Raw genomic sequence first — 15,057 nt, 5'->3', positions numbered from 1 at the left:
AATATCTATACAGGGGGAATTATTCCAGTGAAGGGGGATGTCACTGTATTCGCGATGTTTCCTTGCTCCGGCATTGAGAGTTGCTTATCATTTGAGGTTCATTCACGTTGTGACAGAGAATTTATGAATCGGATAGCTTGTTTGTTGTTGAGTTTGCTGGCTTTTCCTGGCTTTGCTTTAACTAAAGTGGACGTATTCCAATCTGAAATTGTATTGACTGAAGAAGAAAATGCAGAGGATCTTGCGAAAGCTCAAGGGTTAGAGCAGGTTCTTATTAAGGCATCTGGACAAAAAACCGTTGCCAGTAATCCGGTTATCGAAAAAGCGAAAAAGAGCACAGGCCCTTATCTTTCTCAAATTAGCTTCGGGCAATTAGATGGGCAAGAAACGTTAAAAGTCGCTTTTAGTCCAAGACAAATTCAGGGGTTATTGACTCAGGCGGGCTTGCCGTATTGGTCTGAAAATCGCGCTTCCATTTTAATGTGGATTATTGAAGAAGATCGCTATGAACGCCAAATAGTGTGGGAGCAGAGTGGCTCTAACGTTACTAAACTGTTGAACCAGTATGCCGATTCTCGAGGCTTACCCATTACCGTACCAGTTGGTGACTTTGATGATGTAACAGGAATCTCTGCACCGGAGATCTGGGGAGCCTTTGTTGAACCAATCAGTAGAGCCAGCTCACGTTATCCTGCGGATGCGGTATTGGTTCTGCGGGTACAACACTTAAGCTCAGGCAGAGCATCTGTGCGTTGGACTTTGTTTGACCAATCACCGGAGCAAATGCTTGGCTCTCAGCAATCTCCTATGTCGGGGCAGGAGCGAGGTGAATTTAATTCTACACTGCAAACTGTGGTCGATAGCATCAGCGATTACTTTGCGAGTAAAAGTGCGGTTCAGGTTTCGGATGTATCGACAGAAAGCGTGACAGTTCAATTTTTGGACGTTAAAAGTTCACGCGATTTCTTCCAATTGGAGTCTTTGTTTGAAGGCTTGAACTCGGTTGCATCGACAGAGATTTTAAAAATCAAAGGCAACGATGTCACTTTTAAAGTCAATTTACTTGCTCCAGTTGTGGATTTTCAGCGTGAGTTAGAAAACTTTAAACAAGTGAGAGCGTTTACTTTGGACGCTTATGTTGAGAGTGAAGAAGAGCAACGAGTTGAAAGTACGCCAGTAGAATCTACCGATCCTCAAACAGCCGAACCTGAACTTGTCGCACCCGAGATCGCCGATGAGGGCGCAGTAGAAACAGACGTGGCTACAGGTGAAACGACAGATCAGCTAGTCAGCGATGAGCTTTCAGTAGAAGGGGATACGTCAGAAGCCCCTGTACAAACAGATGATTCGTCTACTGTTGATGGCGTTCCAAGCATTAGTGCTGAAGTCGTCGAAGAAGCGACTCCTGAAGAAAAAGCGGACTTGGTGTATGAGTGGCTTGGTCTTTAAAAGAAGTTCGTACACAATAGAATTACATGCATAAAAAAGAAGAGCTTCCGATGGGGAGCTCTTCTTTTTTTGATGCTTGATTGACTACTCAAGCATCAACTCTTCAAATTTCTACTGCTCAAAACGTGCTTTTTCTTGTTTCTCTACTTCAGAAAGCTTCGTGAGTTTTAGACCTAGTTCTTTTCCTCTTTGCCGCGCATAAAGGGTGTTTCCTACAAAGGCAATAGTGGTTAATAAAAGCTCCACCACCGCAAGCCATCGCTCGCCTTCATTAACATACAAAATGGTCAGCGCATGCAGAAAATACAACATCAAAACAAAATTAGCCCATGCGTGTGTGTAAGGCTTACCTGCTAAAATACCCGGTAAGGGAAGTAGCAGTGGGACACACCATGCAAGTGCGAGTGTTACGCTATTGATATGAGGATGAGGAGATAGGCTGATCTGCCATAAAGCAACCCAGCCTAAAAGACCAATGTTTCCAGCTAACGCTAAGTATCGATACTTAATGGATTGAGATTCCGTCATACAGAGTCCTTAGGGCGATTAACCCTAGCTTTTCAGTTTTTTTGCACACTCTGCCAGACGTTTTCCAAGAGCAAAAGCTAACTGCCCTTCATCTGACTGGTTTGATTGTATCTGACTACCAATAGTGGATGCACCATAAGGAGTACCACCTTGTGATGTAGTGTGCAAAGCGGGCTCAGAATAAGGAATACCCAATAACATCATGCCGTGATGAAACAACGGAAGCATCATACTTTGAAGTGTTGTCTCTTGACCGCCGTGCATGGAAGAGGAAGACGTAAATACGCAAGCGGGTTTATCGATAAGGTCGCCACCGACCCAAAGAGGGGTTGAGGTGTCCCAGAAATGTTTGAGTGGTGCCGCCATGTTTCCAAACCAAACAGGGCTACCCATAGCAAGACCATCGCAGACTTTTAACTCGTCAAGCGTGAGAACAGGGTCGTCTGGTTCAGCGGGCTCACCTGAATTAACGGAATTGTCTGAAATTTCGTTGACTGTTCGGAGCAGCGCTTCGCACTGTTCAACAGAGGCAATGCCACGGGCAATCTGGCGAGCCAGCTTTTTGGTGCTTCCGTGGCGGCTGTAATAAAGGACAACAACCTTTATGCTCATAAAATTTCCAGAACCTGTTCTGGTGGTCGGCCAAGACGAGCAGCGTCGCCTTTAATGACAATAGGGCGCTCAATCAATTTAGGATTTTCGACCATAGCTTCAAAGAGTTGCTCATCAGTGACAGACTCATCGCCTAAACTTAGTTCTTTGTATATAGACTCTTTGGTTCGCATCATATCTCGTACGGAACTCAGACCCAGCTGCGCGTAAACGGTTTTCAGTTGCTCAACACTTAACGGGCTTTCCAAATACTTGATGACTTCTGGTGTAATGCCTTTTTCTTCAAGTAAAGCAAGTGTTTGTCGGCTTTTTGAGCAGCGAGGGTTGTGATAAATCGATACTGACATGTTGATTCCTTATTAGCTTTTTACCTTGCACACAGTTTGAATTCACAGACGGTAAGTTCTCAGGCTGTGGTGCTTATCTTTTCTAAGTGCCTATGTTTTCTAAGTGCTTATGTTTTCTAATTTTGAAGGGCGTAAAAGCGGTCGCGTTGCAGCCCTAGCTGGTCAATTCTTGCGTCATATCGCGCCTGTTTTAGGCTTCCAAGTTCTACCAGCTTACTGGCTTCGGCATAGAAACTGATGGCTTGCTTCCAATCCGCTTTGAGAGCAAAAATCTCGCCTCTCGCTGCTGCCTCTTCGTCTCGTTTGCCTTGCTGAGCGGTAGAATCCGCAAGCATTGCCCAGCCGTTTACGTCTTCTGGGTGAGAATGTGTGTAACGTTGTAAAAGCCGAGTTGCCTCATTATACCTTTCGCTTTCTACTAACAAGTTAGCGTAGTTGATTTCAAGTACAGGGTTGTTCGGCTTTTTATCCAGGGCTCTTTTTAGCATAGCCAGCCCTTTATCGTATTCTTTTTTATATAAATACAAGTCTGAAAGCGCATCTAAATAAAAATTGTTGTTTGGATCTTGTTTGTCTAACTGGACTAACAGCGTTTCTGCTTCATCCAGTTTTTTCATATCGAGCAATGCGAGGGCTTTACCGTATTTTAATGTCGGTACGATATCTCGATGAGCTTTCTTAAGCCTTCTGTCCATCCAATCTATGGCTGCTTCACTATCAATACCAGCGTGCCGTGCAATGATTCGTGCTCTGGCTAAGTTGTATTCGATAGATGGACCTAACCGTTTTGGAGGCATGCTTTGTGCTCGCGCGCGCGAATCCGTAATTCGGTCTTCAGGCAATGGGTGCGTCAGTAGCATTGGAGGCGGCTTACTCACGTAACGAAACTCATCCGCCAATCGACCAAAGAATTGCGGCATGGCTTGGGGATCGAAACCAGCTTTAGACATGGTGACAATACCAAAGCGATCGGCTTCTTTTTCATTAGAGCGAGTGTAGTTAATTTGGCTTTGAATCATCCCTGCTTGAGTGGCAGCAATAGCAGCAATACCTGCTTGAGGTGCGGCAACGGCAAGCAATAAAGAACCTACCAATGCAGCGATGGTTGCAGGAGAGCGACGAGCTTGGTCTTCCATTGCTCTCGCGAGATGGCGCTGAGTAATGTGTGCGATTTCGTGAGCAAGTACTGAAGCTAATTCGCTTTCTGTTTGTGCGTGTAGGAACAGACCAGAATGGAGTGCAACGTATCCACCAAAAAAGGCAAAGGCGTTGATGTCTCTATCTTGAATAAGGAAGAAGTTAAACGGTGTTTTTACGTCGTTGGCATTAGCAACGAGTTGATGACCAATGGTACTAATGTATTCGTTTAATACTGGGTCATTAACGATGGGTTGGCTTCTGCGCAACATGCGCATGTACGCATCGCCATACAATGATTCCTGATCGATCGTCAGTGTAGAGGCAGCAGCCGTTCCTATATCTGGCAATTCATACCCCGAATTCTGCGCCAGAGTTGGCTGACTCAGGAGAGCGGCCATGCTGAGGTACAGGGTTGAACGAGTAAATTTAAACATTCTGCTCCATTACATTGTCATTTTTATGTCGTATCGTGTAATTGGACTGTTGAACACAGATATGGTTCGCCTATCAATTTTTGATTGCTATTTATTTCATCAATGGGCGCAGTTTAAAACATAAAGAGCTCAAACATTTTGGCACGATCATCTCCACTTCTGCGAATGAAGTGGGAGACCATAGGTCCAAATGCTATTACAATACAGGCACAATAGTAAGTATTGGTGCTAAGAATGAACAGCTACACGCTTGATTTATGTGAAGAACGCTGCCCAATGGCGTTGCTTCTAGCGAAGCGTCGCGCAGCAAGCTTAAAAGAGAAAGAGACCTTAGTCATTCAAGTGCATGATAAAAGCTCAATACAAGATATGATACGATACTTTTCTTCATCCCTCTTTTCGGTCCATTTGGAAGAGAATGAGTGTGTGTCCACTTTAACCGTAGTAAGAGAGAGCGATTCATAATGTTCGATATGGTCAGCCGCTGGTATAAGCGACGTTTTTCCGACCCTCACGCAGTCAGCTTGGTTGCTATTCTTCTGTTTGGCTTTGCCACTATCTACTTTTTCGGACACTTAATTGCGCCGCTGTTAGTCGCAATAGTGATCGCTTACTTGCTTGAATGGCCGGTAATGCAAATGATCCGTTTGGGGCTGCCTCGTGCGGCGGCAGTGCCTATTGTGGTGTTGGCTTTTCTAGGTCTTATGCTAATGGCTGTTTTTGGTTTAATGCCAACCATATGGAGCCAAGTGGGTAACTTGATTAACGATATCCCTAATATGTATAACGGGCTTCAAGGGTTTATCGCTTCTATTCCAGAACAGTATCCAGAGTTGGCTAACCTCCAAATAGTCGAATCGATTGTTTCAAATGCTAAGAACAAAGTTCTTGGCTTAGGTGAAAGCGTGGTGAAAGGGTCACTGGCTTCACTCGTTAGCATTGCAACACTTGCAGTTTACCTAATCTTAGTGCCCTTATTGGTGTTCTTTTTGTTGAAAGACAAAGCAGAAATGATGTCAATGTTGAGTGGCTTTCTACCTGAAAATAGACGTTTAGCGACCAAGGTTTGGCGCGAGATGAACCAACAAATTTCGAATTACATTCGCGGAAAAGTGATGGAAATCTTAATCGTAGGTGGTGTCAGTTACGTGACGTTTGCCATTCTCGATCTGAGATATTCCGTTTTACTAGCAGTGGCGGTGGGTTTGTCTGTGCTGATTCCTTATATTGGTGCGGCGGCAGTGACTGTGCCGGTGGCCATTGTCGGGTTATTCCAGTGGGGGTTAACACCACAGTTTTACTGGCTTCTTGTTGCGTATGGCATCATTCAAGCGCTTGATGGCAACGTACTGGTTCCAGTGTTGTTTTCTGAAGCAGTAAATTTGCATCCAGTCGCCATCATTGTTTCAGTTCTGGTGTTTGGAGGGCTCTGGGGGTTCTGGGGCGTTTTCTTTGCTATTCCTTTAGCAACCTTGGTGAAAGCCGTCATTAACGCGCTGCCCAATACGGAATCAAAAGCCCCAATACCTAAATCCGATTAGCTTTAAATGTAGATATAAAAAAAGCCTCTGATATCAGAGGCCTTTTTGGTTTTACAGTAAATTCTTACGCAGATTGATTGAAATAATCCAATACAACTTCATGGTGCGTCTTAGTTTTGAACTTGTTGAACACATGTTCAATCACACCTTCTTCATTAATCAGGAAGCTGATGCGGTGCAGACCGTCGTACACTTTCCCCATGAATTTTTTCTCGCCCCAAACACCGAACTGTTCAGCAACGGTATGATCTTCATCAGAAAGTAGGGTGAAGTTGAGTTCATCTCGTTCGATGAATTTACCCAAGCGTTTTACTGGGTCGATGCTAACACCAAGAACCACAACATTGTGTGCATCCAGTTCGGCTTTGACATCTCTAAGACCTTTCGCTTGCACTGTGCAACCTGGAGTCATGGCTTTAGGGTAAAAGTAGAACAATACTTTTTTGCCCTCAAAGTCAGATAATGTCACGGTGTTACCGTCTTGATCTAATAGTGAAAAGGCTGGAGCAGGCGCGCCAGCAGTCAAAGTTTCCATTGAGCGATCCTTTATTTTTATTGGCTGTTTTTTATGAAATTTAGTGAGCCTTGAACCGATAGCTGTGAACACAGTAATTGGAAGTCTTCTTCCAACTGCATCAGGTTACATTCGCCATCGACGTGGGCTGTCAACGCAATATGAAATTGATTCTGTTCTTTTTCGACCTTGGATTTATCGATAGTTTGCGCACTGAGTGAAGACATACCGATTTGTCGGTCAGCAAAAAACTGAGTGAATTTCTCAGTCAACCCTAGTTTGTCTTCAGATTCAACAAAGACTTCTATCCGATAGACATGATCGGGGTGCTGATGAGGAGAGGTACGTTTCATGATCGTAATTAGATCATGTTCTTGACCTAAAAGAGGAAGGCGAGTTTCAACTCGGGCTAAGCTGTTGCTATTTCCAGACAACAACATAATCAACGTAAATTCGCTGCCAAAGAGTGCAATGCGGCTGTCGATAATATTGCATCCCGATTCGGTAACCAAATGGGTAATTTGGTTACTGATACCCGGGCGATCCGTACCAACAGCGGTAATCACTAAATGTTGTAACATGAGGAGGCAATTTTTCAATAACTGTTAATTTGCATGTTAGCACAGTTCCAACTATTCGCTCGGATACCCACTGAGAATTTCAGTGGGCAAACCTGAAAATTTACCCAATTCGATAAATTTTCGACCAATCCATGCTTAACCTCCAATTATTAACGTGAGATTGTCATCTAAGGCGCTCTGAACCCTTGTTTTATTCAAGGGTGTTACAGTACCATGCTAGAAGCCCATTTGAGCTGAGGTAGACCTGCTGGAGGTCGTTGAAGTGACGCCATTTGGTATAAGAATTTATTAAGGAGATGGACATGTTTTCTGGAAGCTGGGTTGCGCTTTTGACACCGTTTAATAATGAAGGTGAAGTGGATTTCGAAAGCCTGAAGCAACTTGTTGAATACCACGTAGAAGCGGGCACCGATGGAATCGTCGCTGTTGGCACTACGGGTGAGTCGGCCACTCTAACAATCGAAGAGCATGTCAAGGTGGTGAGCAAAGCAGTCGAGTACGCTGATGGTCGTATTCCTGTTGTTGCGGGAACAGGAGCAAACGCTACTCACGAATCTGTAACGTTTAGCCGCTTGCTTCAAGGCTCTGGTATTGTAGGTGTGCTAAGTGTTACGCCTTACTATAACAAACCGACTCAAGAAGGTTTATACCAGCACTACAAAGCCATTTCTGAAGCCAGTGATGTGCCTATCATTCTTTACAACGTACCAGGTCGCACAGCGGTTGATCTTCAGCCTGCTACCGTGGCTCGTTTAGCCAAAATTGAAAACATCGTTGCTTTGAAAGATGCGACAGGTGATTTAGAAAGAGTTGCAATTCACCGTGAACTTTGTGGCGAAGATTTTATCTTACTAAGTGGTGATGACTCGACAGGGCTCGAATTCTGTAAGTTAGGTGGTCATGGCGTAATCTCTGTAACGAACAATATTGCAGCAGCAGATATGGCGAAAATCATGCACTTAGCTCAAGATGGAGAGTTCGAAGAAGCGGAATCTATCAATGCACGATTGATGACATTGCACAAAAACCTGTTTATTGAAGCTAGCCCTATTCCAGTTAAGTGGGCTGCGCATAAACTTGGTTTGATCGCAAATGGTAGCCTAAGACTTCCAATGACAGAGCTTTCTGAAGAGGCTCAGCCAGTTATTGAAAAGTCTCTAGCAGAAGCTGGGATCAGCTAGGGTCAAACCAACGAACCCAATAAAGTTAACCCCGAAGCCAATAGCTTCGGGTTGTATTTAGGAGTTTTAATGAAGTTTTCACGTCAGCTAGTGATCAGTTCACTGGCTGTTTTTGTTCTCGCTGCTTGTTCAAGTGACCCTTCATCTCGCCGCCAGGCGAAAGATGATTTTTCGTACCTTGATTCAACGCCGCTAAAAGAGTGGTCGCTTCCACAAGGTGCCACACCGCAGTTCTATCCTAACTACGATATTCCAGCGGGTGAATACACGGGTGGAATTGGTAAGAACGTTGATATTCGTCCGCCGCAACAAATTTTGAACTTAATTCCTGGTGCACGTTCAGAAGTGAAAGACGGCGAAGCAACCTTGTGGTTGGTTCGAGAAACGGAACAAGAGAAAGTATGGCGAACCGCTTTACAGATGCTCTCAAACCAAGGCGTTCGGTTGAGAGAAAATACAAATACTCGTATCGAAACGGAATGGGTAACGTGGAAATCGAAAGATGAGGACTCTGAGATCGGCAGCCGCTATTCAATAGAAAAGTTGGAATCGAACCGTCGCTACGGTTTTAAAATTTCACTTATCGATTGGCGTGAAGGCAATCAAGTTAAGCCTGTTAAAGCGACTGACAAAGAGCGCTACAACATTCTGATGACTAACTTAGTTACGTCAACTTATGATCAGAATTTGCGTGCTGAAGCGGCGTTAAAGGCACAGGATCTAGTGAAGCGTATTCCTATCAGTCTTGGTAAAGACCGTAGCGGATTGCCTGTTATTATCGCTCGAGCGCCATACGCTACATTGTGGCAACACATGCCAACTATTCTGCCGCAAATTGGTTTTAATATTGAAGAACGAAACCAGTCCCAAGGTATTATCAAGGTGAAGTACGCCAAACCAGATGATGAATTCTGGCAAGAAATTGGTGTTAAGCCGTTAGACTTGAGTGGCAGTTCATTTACGTTCTTGATGGGTGACTTAGACAACAGAACATCTATCAACGTAACGGACAGTTCTGATAAGCCGATTAGTGAACAGTTGCTTACTGATTTAGCGCCCATCTTGGCTAAGATAGCTGAGAAGTCGCTTTAAGTTTGTTGATTTCACAAGTCGAAAGTCATAAATAGATCAGAAGAGCCAGTCGATTGACTGGCTCTTTTTATTTATCTTTTTCGTGGGCTTTTTTGTCTAGCTCGTTGAGTCTATCTAAGTCACTTTCCCTTTTAGAAGGTGTAAACTTCATTTTTGCAGTGTATTTTAGCGCCGCAATGTTGCCGATAACGACAGCCAAAACAATGGTGATAATGACCCAAGGGTTGGTTAGGAATTCCATCTTAGTCCCTCACATTTATTATGAAGCGATTGTACAGAGTATCCAGTAAAGGTAGCACCGCTGATTGCCCTTCAATAGGCGATAGGTGCAATGCCTCACGAATTATTTCAGTCGTTAATGAAGCGAGATTTTTACTCGCAACACTAAGGTAGCTTATGTGCCAAGGCTCGATTGCGACGCCGCCCAAATCTTCACGATAAGGAAGAAAAAAACCGAACTCTGGCATCGCTTCTTGTAACCATTCTGAAAAATCTTGTTGATGACCCGTTTGGTATTCCCAAGGCTCAAGTTGCAGCTGTATATTTTCAGGTAAACAGTTCTTAGCATAGACATCGAAATCCGTTCCCCAATGATGGCGGCTTGCACCTGGCAATGCCGACCAGCGCATAATGGCAACAGCCTTCTCTTCATCAGACAACGTAGAGATATCTATGGGGTTGGATTGACTGTCTAAGATAGCCCTTTGACCGGAATACTTGGCGTTCCAAATGGATTTTTGACGCTCATAGTCTCGAAATCCACTGGCGACTGCCAGTTCAAACCCTTTGTTTTTGGCTTCCTTGTGCAGGGCAATTAGTGCCTTTCCTGCTTCTGGGGAAGCTTGGATCTTTTGAGCACCAACGATGTGATCAATAAGATGGGATTGGGTTTGTCCGGTCAGTTGGGCTGGAGTCATTTGTTTGCCAATAGCTCTTCTAATGTCGCTTCGTACATGTCAGTCAGCAGCTCTAAATCTGCTACGCTTACACATTCGTTCACTTTGTGAATGGTTGCGTTAACTGGACCAAGCTCGATAACTTGCGCGCCCATGGTCGCAATGAAGCGACCGTCTGAAGTGCCACCTGTTGTTAGTAATTCAGGTTTCTTGTGATTCACTTTTTCGACAGCACGAACAATGGCTTCTTTAAGCTCACCTGTATCGGTTAGGAATGGGTGACCACTTAACGTCCAGTTAAGGTCGTAATCTAACCCGTAAGAGTCTAGCGTGGAATGCACGCGACGTTTGATTTCTTCGTCGGTCAATTCAGTACTGAAGCGGAAATTGAATTGAACATTGAATTCGCCAGGAATAACGTTCGACGCACCTGTACCAGAATGCAAATTTGGAATTTGGAAACTGGTCGGTGGGAAGTATTCATTACCCTCATCCCATTTCGTGGACGCCAATTCCGCTAACGCAGGCAATGCATGGTGCACTGGGTTATTCGCCAAGTGAGGGTAAGCGACATGACCTTGCGTGCCTTTAACAACAAGATCGCCAGTAATTGAACCACGACGACCATTTTTAACCACATCACCAACGTGCAGCGTACTTGAAGGTTCACCAACGATACACATGTCGATGATTTCGTTTCTCTCAACAAGGGTATCTACAACACGTGTTGTACCATTGATGAATGGACCTTCTTCATCTGATGTAATCAAAAATGCAATAGAGCCTTTGTGGTCAGGGTTTTCAGCAATGAAACGCTCAACCGCCACTACCATACAGGCGAGTGAGCCTTTCATATCCGCAGCACCACGACCATGCAAATGACCATCAATGACCGTTGGCTCAAAAGGTGGAGTGTGCCATTGTTCTAGAGGGCCAGCTGGCACAACATCGGTATGCCCTGCAAATGCAAACAATGGGGCTTCTGAGCCTCGGCGAGCCCAAAAATTGGTGGTGTCTTCAAACACCATGATTTCAATTTCAAACCCTAGCGTTTTTAAGCGGTTGATCATGAGTTCTTGGCAGCCTTCATCCAACGGAGTGACCGATGGGCGGCTAATGAGATCTTTGGCAAGCGCCAATACAGGGCTGTCTGTCATCCTTGAAAATCCTTACTTACTTAAAAATAGTTTGGTACTGATCGGCTTTGAAGCCAATGTGGTATGTATTTTCTACCACTAAAATAGGGCGCTTGATCATGGCTGGGTGCTCTACCAGCAATTCAACCGCAGTTTGTTCATTGAGCGAATCTTTTTGCTCTTGAGATAGCTGACGGAATGTAGTTCCACGCTTATTTAAAACTTGCTCCCACCCCAATTGCTCGCAGAAAGTTTCAACCATGGATTTATCGATACCTTGCTTACGGTAATCGTGAAAGTCGTATGCGATGTTTTCAGCTTCTAACCACTTTTTTGCTTTCTTAATTGTGTCGCAGTTAGGAATGCCATACATAGTATTTGCCATAGCGTTTTCTTGTCCTTTTTTCTTTCGAAGCCCAAATCCTATCAGGTTGAAAAAGTGGAGCAAGAGGAAACCGCGTGTGGGAGCAAAATTAACGTTCCATATTGAGCTTTTAGTAAGTAATTGGTGTTTATTAGTGAAATCGACTATTCCCAATAGAAACAAATCGGTTCACGTACGATAAACGAGAAGTTAATCACCTCCAATCTCATCAAATTTGATCACGCGCAACATTCCGCGTGCCAGAAAATCAATAATGTGAATAGACCCAGTTGGTGTGGGGAAATAATCAAGACCTCAATAGCAGGTCTCTAGGGCGACGAGCTCTAGTAAAAAAATACAGCGGTAGGAGGCATCAATGGAATTGAATCCTGTATTTGCGAGACGACTATATTTGGCTTTGTTGGTTGAAAGTCTAGAAAGACCCAATGTTCCTAAGCTGATTGAAATTACAGGTTGGCCTAGACGAACCATTCAAGACGTATTGAAAGCCTTACCAGGCTTGGGTATTGAGCTGATGTTTGTGCAGGATGGACGTCGCCATAACGACGGGTATTATCAGTTATCTGATTGGGGACCGTTTGATAGCCAATGGGTTTTAGATCGACAAAAAGACATTGCATCGACCCTAGGTTATTAGGGGCAAAGAAGGTTATTAGGGGTAAAGAAGGTTATTAAGAGAAAAGAAAGGGGCTAGGAGCAAATAAGGCGACTAGAAACCCAAATCCAGAATAAGATGATTCGGAACCACAAATCTTAAGATAGAACAGAGCTTAAGACAGATTGCGTTTGGTTGCTAAAAATCCGTAAGCCAGCCCACAACCTGTAGGCTGGTTTTTTGGTATTCGCGAATCAATATTGATAGAAATAATGAGTTACTTGCAAAGGTAAGCATTGCCTAGAAAGGTAACGGATGTTTTAAAGTGAATTGGACTGTTCAGGTAAACCCGGTTCGCACCTAGGCTTACTGCCTGATTTTTTATGTCATTTACCGCACCCTGAATCATGGCGTCGTTGTTATAGAACAAAAATGAGTACCAATGACCCTCACTACCAGTGACTTCACCTTTCCATTCACATCCCGAAGCGACAATGGCTGAATCAGCATACACAGAGACGCTCTGAGCGTCGGAAATCAATTTTTGCGACGGTGTGGCGCACGCCGTTATTAAAGGAATGATGGCAAAAGCAAGACAGCGCCAACCTAGCTTATACATATTGGTTGCCTATTACATACGCAATAAAGCCTACCCAACTCACGATAAGAAGAATCCAAGGCAATAGATTGGATGATTTCTCTGTTGTCGTTGGCTCGACCGGTTGATGTTCTTCAACCGAATCTGTTTGCTGTTTGCTCCTTTGCGCTTTTTTCTTCGCTTTATCGGCTTCACGCTGCCTTTCTTTCTGCTGTTTTTTGTACAGCGCAATGCCTTTTTCGATACCTTGCGCAATTAGCTTGGTTTGTTCCTTGGTTTGACCAGGCTTTTGCGTAGCTTTAGCAATTTTTTGCGCATCAGATTGTGTTTCTGCAGATGGAGTGTTTTTTTTCTGTTTCATTGCTAACCGGGGATTGATATGTTTGGCCTATAGGGTGAAACCCTAGTCTACCATTATGAAATGCAGAGGTGATAGTGCGCTATCCAATTGAAGACTACGACAAACATGGTTATCTAAAAGCGCCGATCTGGCTTTGGCTCGGTTGGATATTTCTAGCTAAGGCATGGGTAGTATTTGTTGTAGCAGGGGTCAGCCGAGAGTCTGGCAGTAAGCTTCTTGAAATCATTTACCCAGTAAAAGACACGCTATACCTTGGGTTGGCCATTGGTCTTCCTTCAATCTTGTTGATGTGGTTAATTGGCTTTCGAAACCCAGATAGAACATGGATAAATCGCTTCATTAGCTGGGGGAGAGGGCTCACCTTGCTATTGATCGCTGGGCATTTTGGTTTGGTTATTTATCAAATCACACTCGACAAAGGGGTGTTTAGCTGGTCGCATTCTATAACGGCTGTTTTACTCATTTGGTTTTTTTTGTTTGTTTGGAAAAGCCGTCGATTGAAAGAATGTTTGAAAATAACGAAATAAAGATCACACTTCTTTGATATTGCTTGCACTTTTTTGACTCACGTTTATGGCACTATATTTTTATATCCGTTCATCAAGAAACGGAACAATAACGCTAACTAAATGTGAGAATAAATATGTCGAATCCGCAAACTGCGATTGTACCGGAAGGAAGCCCTTTCGCGCTTTACTCTTTATTTAAAATCACGAGCGAACCTCAAACGGTATTGTCTTCGCTTCAAACGCTGCCAGCCTTAGTGGAAGAGATCAATCAGCAGCAAGGTGCCAATGTTAAACTGACGGTGTCTTTCACGCATCAATTCTGGTCGAAGCTGAATCAACCTATGCCTAGCGAGTTAGAACCCTTTCGCGAACTGGGCAAAGATAAGGTGATAGCACCATCAACTGATGTCGATTTTCTGATTCATTGCCATTCTGATCGTCACGACTTGCACTTTTTTGCTCTGCGTAAGTTCTTAACACCGATAGCTGAATGCGTAGACCTCGTCGATGAAACTTATGGTTATCGCTATCTCGACTCGCGTGATATGACTGATTTTGTTGATGGCACAGAAAACCCAGAAGGTGAACAGCGCCATCAGGTTGCCATTATCCCTGAAGGGGAGTTTTCTGGCGGCAGCTACGTGATGCTTCAGCGCTTCGTGCATAACTTGCCTGCTTGGAATCGGCTCAACGTGTCAGCGCAAGAAAAGGTGGTAGGAAGAACTAAGCCTGATTCAATTGAATTGGATGACGTTCCGGCGGCATCTCACGTTGGACGTGTTGATATAAAAGAAGAAGGGAAAGGGCTTAAGATTGTTCGCCATAGTTTGCCTTATGGCAGTGTGTCTGGTGATCACGGTTTGTTGTTTATTGCCTACTGCCATACGCTTCATAACTTTAAAGCCATGCTTGAGAGCATGTACGGTGAAACAGATGGAAAAACAGACCAACTCCTGCGTTTCACAACAGCGGTGACTGGGGCGTATTTCTTTGCACCTTCGCAATCCATGCTGTCTTCTTTAGAAATGTCGTGATGTTACCTTGTCAAAATGCAGATCGGCATTAACGCTGATTGAGCATAAGACTGTTTCATCATAACTAGCCCAAGCGATGTTAGTTGCACCATTCTTCTAACGTTTGCTTGGGTCTACCAATCCC

The 15,057-nt window shown here is 44.2% G+C and carries 20 protein-coding genes; 8 read left to right on the top strand and 12 right to left on the bottom strand.

Translation table 11 applies throughout. From position 1 onward, the window contains the following. Nucleotides 1-123 precede the first annotated feature (123 nt). Nucleotides 124-1,449: a DUF2066 domain-containing protein gene (locus tag LDO37_RS13385; protein WP_185829868.1), complete on the top strand. Its 1,326-nt coding sequence runs from the start codon at nt 124-126 to the stop codon at nt 1,447-1,449. 111 nt (nt 1,450-1,560) lie between these two features. On the opposite strand, the gene LDO37_RS13380 is transcribed toward LDO37_RS13385, so the two are convergent. The 4 genes from LDO37_RS13380 to bepA all read right to left on the bottom strand — a co-directional run bounded on the left by LDO37_RS13380 (nt 1,561) and on the right by bepA (nt 4,510). Further along, a complete protein-coding gene (locus LDO37_RS13380) occupies nt 1,561-1,977 on the bottom strand; it encodes a DUF2069 domain-containing protein (RefSeq protein ID WP_101112919.1) in 417 nt (138 codons plus the stop codon). A 24-nt stretch (nt 1,978-2,001) separates the two neighbouring features. Continuing rightward, nucleotides 2,002-2,589 carry an NAD(P)H:quinone oxidoreductase gene (gene wrbA, locus LDO37_RS13375; protein ID WP_126608727.1) on the bottom strand — a complete coding sequence of 196 codons (588 nt, stop codon included), beginning with the start codon at nt 2,587-2,589 and terminating at the stop codon, nt 2,002-2,004. Next, on the bottom strand, nt 2,586-2,936 hold the full coding sequence (gene arsC / locus LDO37_RS13370) for an arsenate reductase (glutaredoxin) (protein WP_126608726.1): 351 nt from the start codon (nt 2,934-2,936) through the stop codon (nt 2,586-2,588). Before arsC ends, wrbA begins: the two co-directional genes overlap by 4 nt. A 116-nt stretch (nt 2,937-3,052) precedes the next feature. Then, nucleotides 3,053-4,510: a beta-barrel assembly-enhancing protease gene (gene bepA / locus LDO37_RS13365; RefSeq protein WP_126608725.1), complete on the bottom strand. Its 1,458-nt coding sequence runs from the start codon at nt 4,508-4,510 to the stop codon at nt 3,053-3,055. 234 nt (nt 4,511-4,744) lie between these two features. On the opposite strand from bepA, the gene LDO37_RS13360 reads away from it, so the two are divergent. Together LDO37_RS13360 and LDO37_RS13355 are read left to right on the top strand one after the other, a co-directional pair. After that, nucleotides 4,745-4,975, top strand: coding sequence for a sulfurtransferase TusA family protein (locus tag LDO37_RS13360; protein ID WP_101112915.1), 231 nt, complete (start codon nt 4,745-4,747; stop codon nt 4,973-4,975). After that, entirely contained in the window at nt 4,975-6,051 is a 1,077-nt protein-coding gene (locus LDO37_RS13355; protein ID WP_126608724.1) for an AI-2E family transporter, read from the top strand. The genes LDO37_RS13360 and LDO37_RS13355 overlap by 1 nt, the downstream gene beginning before the upstream one ends. A gap of 64 nt (nt 6,052-6,115) precedes the next feature. Here the strand turns inward: LDO37_RS13355 and bcp are convergent, their stop codons facing one another. Together bcp and LDO37_RS13345 are read right to left on the bottom strand one after the other, a co-directional pair. After that, entirely contained in the window at nt 6,116-6,586 is a 471-nt protein-coding gene (bcp, locus tag LDO37_RS13350) for a thioredoxin-dependent thiol peroxidase (protein WP_126608723.1), read from the bottom strand. Between the two features lie 17 nt (nt 6,587-6,603). Beyond that, the gene (locus tag LDO37_RS13345; RefSeq protein WP_104402042.1) at nt 6,604-7,146 is read right to left on the bottom strand and encodes a glycine cleavage system protein R; all 543 of its coding nucleotides are present in this window, start codon (nt 7,144-7,146) and stop codon (nt 6,604-6,606) included. Between the two features lie 302 nt (nt 7,147-7,448). Here LDO37_RS13345 and dapA point away from each other — a divergent pair, with 302 nt between their 5' ends. Beyond that, on the top strand, nt 7,449-8,327 hold the full coding sequence (gene dapA / locus LDO37_RS13340; RefSeq protein ID WP_104402043.1) for a 4-hydroxy-tetrahydrodipicolinate synthase: 879 nt from the start codon (nt 7,449-7,451) through the stop codon (nt 8,325-8,327). A 69-nt stretch (nt 8,328-8,396) separates the two neighbouring features. Further along, nucleotides 8,397-9,419: an outer membrane protein assembly factor BamC gene (bamC, locus tag LDO37_RS13335; protein WP_126608722.1), complete on the top strand. Its 1,023-nt coding sequence runs from the start codon at nt 8,397-8,399 to the stop codon at nt 9,417-9,419. Nucleotides 9,420-9,486: 67 nt separating this feature from the next. On the opposite strand, the gene LDO37_RS13330 is transcribed toward bamC, so the two are convergent. The 4 genes from LDO37_RS13330 to LDO37_RS13315 are packed head-to-tail and all read right to left on the bottom strand — an operon-like array spanning nt 9,487 to nt 11,836. Then, the gene (locus LDO37_RS13330; protein WP_126608721.1) at nt 9,487-9,660 is read right to left on the bottom strand and encodes a DUF2897 family protein; all 174 of its coding nucleotides are present in this window, start codon (nt 9,658-9,660) and stop codon (nt 9,487-9,489) included. 1 nt (nt 9,661) lies between these two features. Continuing rightward, nucleotides 9,662-10,336, bottom strand: a complete 675-nt coding sequence (locus tag LDO37_RS13325; protein ID WP_126608720.1) for a M15 family metallopeptidase — start codon at nt 10,334-10,336, stop codon at nt 9,662-9,664. After that, nucleotides 10,333-11,472 carry a succinyl-diaminopimelate desuccinylase gene (dapE, locus tag LDO37_RS13320; protein ID WP_126608719.1) on the bottom strand — a complete coding sequence of 380 codons (1,140 nt, stop codon included), beginning with the start codon at nt 11,470-11,472 and terminating at the stop codon, nt 10,333-10,335. Before dapE ends, LDO37_RS13325 begins: the two co-directional genes overlap by 4 nt. 16 nt (nt 11,473-11,488) lie before the next feature. Further along, entirely contained in the window at nt 11,489-11,836 is a 348-nt protein-coding gene (locus LDO37_RS13315) for an ArsC family reductase (protein WP_101112944.1), read from the bottom strand. A 355-nt stretch (nt 11,837-12,191) separates the two neighbouring features. Between LDO37_RS13315 and LDO37_RS13310 the strand changes: the two genes are divergently transcribed. Continuing rightward, nucleotides 12,192-12,473, top strand: a complete 282-nt coding sequence (locus LDO37_RS13310) for a winged helix-turn-helix domain-containing protein (protein WP_101112879.1) — start codon at nt 12,192-12,194, stop codon at nt 12,471-12,473. Nucleotides 12,474-12,708: 235 nt separating this feature from the next. Here the strand turns inward: LDO37_RS13310 and LDO37_RS13305 are convergent, their stop codons facing one another. Continuing rightward, complete coding sequence (locus LDO37_RS13305; protein ID WP_126608717.1) at nt 12,709-13,050, bottom strand: DUF4156 domain-containing protein; 342 nt, start codon at nt 13,048-13,050, stop codon at nt 12,709-12,711. After that, nucleotides 13,043-13,390, bottom strand: coding sequence for a DUF2956 domain-containing protein (locus LDO37_RS13300; protein WP_126608716.1), 348 nt, complete (start codon nt 13,388-13,390; stop codon nt 13,043-13,045). Before LDO37_RS13300 ends, LDO37_RS13305 begins: the two co-directional genes overlap by 8 nt. Nucleotides 13,391-13,464: 74 nt before the next feature. Here LDO37_RS13300 and LDO37_RS13295 point away from each other — a divergent pair, with 74 nt between their 5' ends. Both LDO37_RS13295 and LDO37_RS13290 read left to right on the top strand, forming a co-directional pair. After that, nucleotides 13,465-13,917 (top strand): DUF2919 domain-containing protein, encoded by a 453-nt coding sequence (locus tag LDO37_RS13295; protein ID WP_101112943.1) that lies wholly within the window; start codon nt 13,465-13,467, stop codon nt 13,915-13,917. A gap of 116 nt (nt 13,918-14,033) precedes the next feature. After that, nucleotides 14,034-14,933, top strand: a complete 900-nt coding sequence (locus LDO37_RS13290; RefSeq protein ID WP_126608715.1) for a Dyp-type peroxidase — start codon at nt 14,034-14,036, stop codon at nt 14,931-14,933. Nucleotides 14,934-15,057: the final 124 nt, after the last annotated feature.

This window comes from Vibrio penaeicida (genome assembly GCF_019977755.1).
Lineage (GTDB): Bacteria > Pseudomonadota > Gammaproteobacteria > Enterobacterales > Vibrionaceae > Vibrio > Vibrio penaeicida.
This window is presented reverse-complemented; position numbering and strand designations above follow the sequence as displayed.